We start from the raw sequence: 5620 nt of genomic DNA on the forward strand, positions 1-5620 counted from the left end.
GTATTACAGGGACATATTATAGTACCCAGATGATTAGTTGTCCATGCTTTATTCTGATTATCTAGCCTATTGAACTTTTAAATCAATTTAATTTTTATACAACTGCAAGTAGGCAATTGTTGAACTTTTCAGCAAAGTAACTTTGGACTTTTCAACAAAACAATCATGGTATTTTATTGAGAAATTTGCATTAGAAATTTTAAATACCATGACAAATCAACACAATAATAAATTAGTATTAGTAACGGGTGGAACAGGTTTTGTAGGAATACACTGTATCCATCAGCTTTTAGCACAAGGCTATCAAGTTAGAACTACCCTTCGTTCAATCAATCGTCAAAATGAGGTAATCGAAATGCTTAAAAATGCAGGACTTACTTCATTTGAGCATTTAACTTTTATTGAAGCAGAATTATCAGATGACAAAAATTGGGATAAAGCAGTAAAGGATTGCGATTATGTATTGCATGTAGCCTCTCCTATTTCTTTAAGCATTACTACAACCGAAGACGAAACCATAAAACCTGCTGTAGAAGGAACACTACGAGTATTAAAAGCAGCTAAAAATGCCCATGTAAAAAGAGTGGTGCTTACTTCATCTTTTGGAGCAGTAGGCTATAGCCATGATGACGATAGCAAAATGATTACCGAAGAAGATTGGACTAATCCTAAGGACAAGCACCTTTCAGCATATTTAAAATCAAAAGTATTGGCAGAAAAAGCGGCGTGGGATTACATCAATAATGAAGGAAAGGGCTTAGAACTAGCAGTGATAAACCCAATGGCTATTTTTGGGCCATTGTTAAGCAATAAATTATCTAGCGGACATGAATTATTAAGAAAATTATTTGATGGTTCAATGAAAGCAATTCCTCAAATTACATTGGGGATTGTAGATGTAAGAGATGTAGCCGACTTACATTTACGAGCGATGACAAGCCCAGAAGCCAAAGGACAACGCTTTTTAGCATTATCTGGCGGTGTGCTTACTTTTCCAGAAGTTGCCCAATTGCTCAAACAACAATTGAGTACTTCTCACAAAAATGTAACTACTAAAGTTGCTCCCAATTGGTTGATTAGAGTCCTTGCACTATTTAACCCTTTAGCAAAAAATATAGTACCTCAGTTGGGCAGAAGAAAAAATGCCAGTAACCAAAAGGCAATAGCCATGTTAAACTGGAAACCTAGAAGCAACGAAGAAGCTGTATTATCGGCAGCAGAAAGTCTAATAAAATTTAATATCATATAATATGAAAATTATCATAACAGGTGCCACAGGCATGGTAGGCGAAGGTGTATTACTAGAATGTCTGCAAAACTCTCTTGTAGAAAAAGTGCTAATCGTCAATCGTAAGCACTATGAATTGAGTCACCCTAAACTTACAGAATTAATCGTTCCTGATTTTTTAAAACTAGATGCCTTTACTGACGAGTTGAAAGGTTATGATGCCTGTTTTTATTGTGCAGGAATCAGTTCTGTAGGAATGAGCGAAGAAAAGTACACCGTCATTACCTACGATACTACGTTGCATTTTGCCAAAGCATTGCTTACACAAAACCCTCAAATGGTTTTTAATTTTGTGTCGGGTAGCCATACCGATAGCTCTGAAAAAGGAAAGGTAATGTGGGCAAGGGTAAAAGGCAAAACTGAAAATGCCTTGATACAATTACCCTTTAAGGCAGTGTACAATTTCCGCCCAGGTGGAATGAAAGAAATGGTGGGACAAAAAAATGGGAAAGCTATTTATAAATATATTGTAACTATCCTAGATTGGTTTATACCTAAACAGATCATAACACTTCAAGAACTTGGTGAAGCCATGATTAAAACGGTAACAAAAGGTTATGAAAAATCAATCTTAGAAATATCAGACATCAAGAAATTAGCGAAATTATAGCCGTGGAAGTAAATTCAATTATTACTTGTTATGTAGGTCCTGAAATATCTCCTGAACAATTTATTTCAGAACATTTCTTTTTATATCTCATTAAAGGAAAAATTGAGGGTTATGATGGTTACAAACATTATACCTTGAAAGCAGGAGAATATTGTTTAGTCAGAAAAAATAACTTAGCAAGGTATAATAAACAAAAAGAGGATAATCAGTTTGAAAAGGTAGTGTTTGCCTTTGATGAAGTTTTTCTAAGAAGCTTTTATCAAAAATATCCTTTTCCTGCCGTAGACTTTAATTCAGACGATGTATTTTTTACGATTAAAAAAAATGACCTCGTTCCAAGTTTCCTGCGGTCTATTTCTGCTTATTATGACCATGATGGAAAAATAGATAAAACTTTTGAAGATATTAAACGAGAAGAGTTATTACTGATTCTGCTTAAAATTAATCCAGAATTGTCCAATATTTTGTTTGATTTCCGTAGTCCAGGCAAAGTAGATTTAGAAGCATTTATGAATAAGAATTTTAAGTTCAATGTCGCTTTGAATAGGTTTGCTTTCCTGACTGGTCGTAGCTTGTCGGGCTTCAAACGTGATTTTGAAAAAATATTTAGAGAAACACCCAGCCGTTGGCTTATACAAAAGAGACTTAAAGAAGCTTACTTTTTGATTGAAAAGAAAAACAAAAAACCTTCTGATATTTACCTTGAATTAGGTTTTGAAGACCTCTCTCATTTTTCATTTGCCTTCAAAAAATTATTTGGCAAAGCACCGAGCGAGCTTTACGAGAGAACCGCTAATTTTGGACAGATCCATCAACAAAAATAACCTTGAAAAATGCCTCTTTGTTAGGACGTTTAAAGACTTTACTTTATTCTATTATATTTTTTAAGCAATTCAATAACTGACTTATGCGGCAAAGCATAGGCTTTATTACCATTTATTCCTTCGGTGGTTTCTGCGGCTATCATCGCGTTAATAATGGCTTCTTCTACACCTTGAACTGTAGCCTCAAATAATGGATTGATTAAATCATTAGGCAATTCATCTAACTTTGTGAAGTTCTCTCGCTGGAAAGCAGATTGATTCGCTGTGGAAAAGGCAATAAAAATATCTCCAGAGCCATTTTCCCCGCGTCCCCCAACTTTGCCAACACCAATTGGTACTCTAGCCGCTATTCGTTTTAATTGATGAGGTAACAAAGGGACATCTGTAGCAATCACAACAATGATAGACCCATCTCCTTCTTGTCTGTAAGAAGTCGGCGGAGATTTTAATTCATAATTTAAAGTATCTTTAAGTTCTTTACCAATAGGTACCCCTGCGATAGTTAGATTGCGTTTTGCCCCAAAATTAGATTGTACTAATACGCCTAGCGTGTAGGTAGAATCCTTGATTTTAAATATTCTAGATGAACTTCCAGTCCCCCCTTTAAATCCCAAACACATCATCCCTGTTCCGCCGCCTACGTTTCCCTCATTAATAAATCCAGATTTTGCAGTATTCAAGGCTTCATAAGCATTACTTTCTTTTACATGAAAGCCATAAATATCATTCAAAAATCCATCATACGTTTCTGCTACTACAGGATAAGTGTACCAAAAATCTTCTTTATACCAATGTTTTTCAACAAACCATTTTAATACAGCATCTCTTACCACACCAACACTATTAGTATTGGTTATCATAATGGGTGTTTCTAAAAAGCCTGATTCAGTAATCCAAGTAGTCCCCGTCATTTCACCATTTCCGTTTAATGAATACCAATTGGCAAAAACGGGATTATTAGTTTTACCTCTTGGCAACACTGCCGTAACGCCAGTCCGTACAGGGCCTTTTCCTAAAATATTTTTCCCTTGCCCAGAAATGATAGTACTATAACCAACCTCAACACCCTTTACATCTGTGATAGCATTAAACTTACCAGTAGTACCCTCAAAAGGAATCCCAAGGTCTCTCGCCCTTGGTTTTTGTCCATAAACTGATAATTGAAAAAGAAGAATACCGATAATTTTCAAAAGTTTCATAGTATATTACTTACGCAATAGTTGTGAGTTAAGAACACTGATATACAATACGTTAAAACAAAGTACATCTTTTTAATAAACCCAAGTACTTATCATCTCATTTCCTCTTGTTTAAATAGATTACTTTCACAAGTGTAATTTACTATCCTATGTATTACTTGGTCTAATTCTTCCGTAGATTGAAAAAGTAAATCTATGTATTGTTCTTTTTCTTCTGGAGTAATATCTTTATCTGTCTTAAGTAAATGGCATATTCCTAAAATATTAGCCACTGGCTTTCTTACGCCGTGCGACTGTTGCCAAGCGATGGCTTTTAAGCGACTTAGTTGATCCAGAATTTGCTTTTCGTTATTCACTCTTTGGGTTACGTCTTGAATAATAATCAGTACATGCTTTTTATCATCCAATTCAAAACTGTTCAAGCTAATATCTACAATAATTTCACTTCCATCTTTCTTAATTGCAGGAGTAAATTTATTGGCTATTATTTTTGAATAATCTTTCTGGGTATCATCTTTCCCAAAGATTTCGGGTATCAACATCTGAATATTTTGCTTTTTCAACTCATCAAAGGTGTAGCCAAAAACTTTCTCTACCTCAGGATTTGAAAGAATAATATTCATGTTTTCATCCACTATCAACATGGAAGTAGGTGCTGCTTCAACAATACTTCTAAATTTTGCTTCACTGTCTTTTAACTAGACTTCTGCCTTTTTTCTATCTGTGATATTCAAGGCAAATAACGACACTCCTAGTAATTCACCATTGCGCTTATAAACTGGAAACATCCTAGATTGAAACCAATATTTCTCGTTGTTGTAATTTGTGATAACTACTTCTATTTCATAACTTTTACCTTTAATAGCACTTTCAAAGGAGTTAAAAAATATTTGCTCTTGGTCTGGATAAAGAAAGTCTCTAAAATCTTCTCCTATCTTCAACTCTTTGTCCATATTCATTAACATCCTTTCTCTGGCAGGCTTGTTGAACTGGATTATTTTATAATCAAGCCCCAATAGTAAGACAGATTCTGTATTGTTCTCGATAATGGCCTGAAAGGTTTCTGCCATATTTTCAAGTTCTAATTCAATTCTTTTTTGTTTATCTATATTTTTAGCAATGAGTACAATACCTAGAAAACTATTAGCAACATCATAAACAGGTTTCATCGTATATTCAAACCATATAGAAGCATCTTGGGATACTGTTTCTTTTTGTACGAATACCGTTTCACCGTTGATAGCTTTCTCAAAAGTATCGACATATAAATCCATGATACTATCAAGTACAAATATCCTATAATCGTCACCAACTTTTACTTCACTTTTAAAGTACAGCATCAAAAGCTCTTTCATTGCTTTGTTAAAAGCTAATATTTTATGTTGTGGTGACAATAATATTATACTATCTGGAACATTATCCAAAATGGTACTTAAAGCGTCAATAATGTTAAAAGGTTTTTCAAATTCATTCATCGAAAGCATTATTGAAAATTCAAGAGATTCCACAATTTTACAAAGTTAAATCTAAGTGTTATTTACTTTAAATTTATCTTTAAACTAACTATTTTTTGCACATTTTTAACAATATTCTTCACTGATTTTTATATTCATTCACTGAAATTAATAATTGCTATTTTTTCAATATCTGCATAAAAAAAAGATTCAAGATTAAAACTTTGTAACCAAAGCTCACATCC

The 5620-nt window shown here is 33.8% G+C and carries 5 protein-coding genes and 1 pseudogene; 3 read left to right on the plus strand and 3 right to left on the minus strand.

What is annotated here, in order from left to right; genetic code table 11:
- The first annotated feature begins 208 nt into the window (after nucleotides 1-208).
- The 3 genes from AC07XN_RS23070 to AC07XN_RS23080 are packed head-to-tail and all read left to right on the plus strand — an operon-like array spanning nucleotide 209 to nucleotide 2722.
- Nucleotides 209-1249: an SDR family oxidoreductase gene (locus tag AC07XN_RS23070; protein WP_494744763.1), complete on the plus strand. Its 1041-nt coding sequence runs from the start codon at nucleotides 209-211 to the stop codon at nucleotides 1247-1249.
- Nucleotide 1250: 1 nt separating this feature from the next.
- Nucleotides 1251-1898 (plus strand): NAD-dependent epimerase/dehydratase family protein, encoded by a 648-nt coding sequence (locus AC07XN_RS23075; RefSeq protein WP_494744764.1) that lies wholly within the window; start codon nucleotides 1251-1253, stop codon nucleotides 1896-1898.
- Between the two features lie 2 nt (nucleotides 1899-1900).
- Nucleotides 1901-2722, plus strand: coding sequence for a helix-turn-helix domain-containing protein (locus AC07XN_RS23080; RefSeq protein ID WP_494744765.1), 822 nt, complete (start codon nucleotides 1901-1903; stop codon nucleotides 2720-2722).
- Between the two features lie 38 nt (nucleotides 2723-2760).
- On the opposite strand, the gene AC07XN_RS23085 is transcribed toward AC07XN_RS23080, so the two are convergent.
- From AC07XN_RS23085 to AC07XN_RS23095, 3 genes and pseudogenes are all read right to left on the minus strand, one after another.
- Entirely contained in the window at nucleotides 2761-3921 is a 1161-nt protein-coding gene (locus AC07XN_RS23085) for a DmpA family aminopeptidase (protein ID WP_494744766.1), read from the minus strand.
- A 92-nt stretch (nucleotides 3922-4013) separates the two neighbouring features.
- Nucleotides 4014-4604 (minus strand): annotated as a pseudogene (locus AC07XN_RS23090) (PAS domain S-box protein); the annotation flags it as partial.
- Between the two features lie 15 nt (nucleotides 4605-4619).
- Nucleotides 4620-5429, minus strand: a complete 810-nt coding sequence (locus tag AC07XN_RS23095) for a PAS domain-containing protein (RefSeq protein ID WP_494744767.1) — start codon at nucleotides 5427-5429, stop codon at nucleotides 4620-4622.
- Nucleotides 5430-5620 lie beyond the last annotated feature (191 nt).

Source organism: Arcicella sp. GW458-12-2-14-TSB2 (genome assembly GCF_059423785.1).

What these genes read in the sequence shown, in the direction of transcription:
- AC07XN_RS23070 (WP_494744763.1), top strand. Translation starts at nt 209, where the DNA reads ATGACAAATCAACACAATAATAAATTAGTATTAGTAACGGGTGGAACA.
- AC07XN_RS23075 (WP_494744764.1), top strand. Translation starts at nt 1,251, where the DNA reads ATGAAAATTATCATAACAGGTGCCACAGGCATGGTAGGCGAAGGTGTA.
- AC07XN_RS23085 (WP_494744766.1), bottom strand. Translation starts at nt 3,921, where the DNA reads ATGAAACTTTTGAAAATTATCGGTATTCTTCTTTTTCAATTATCAGTT.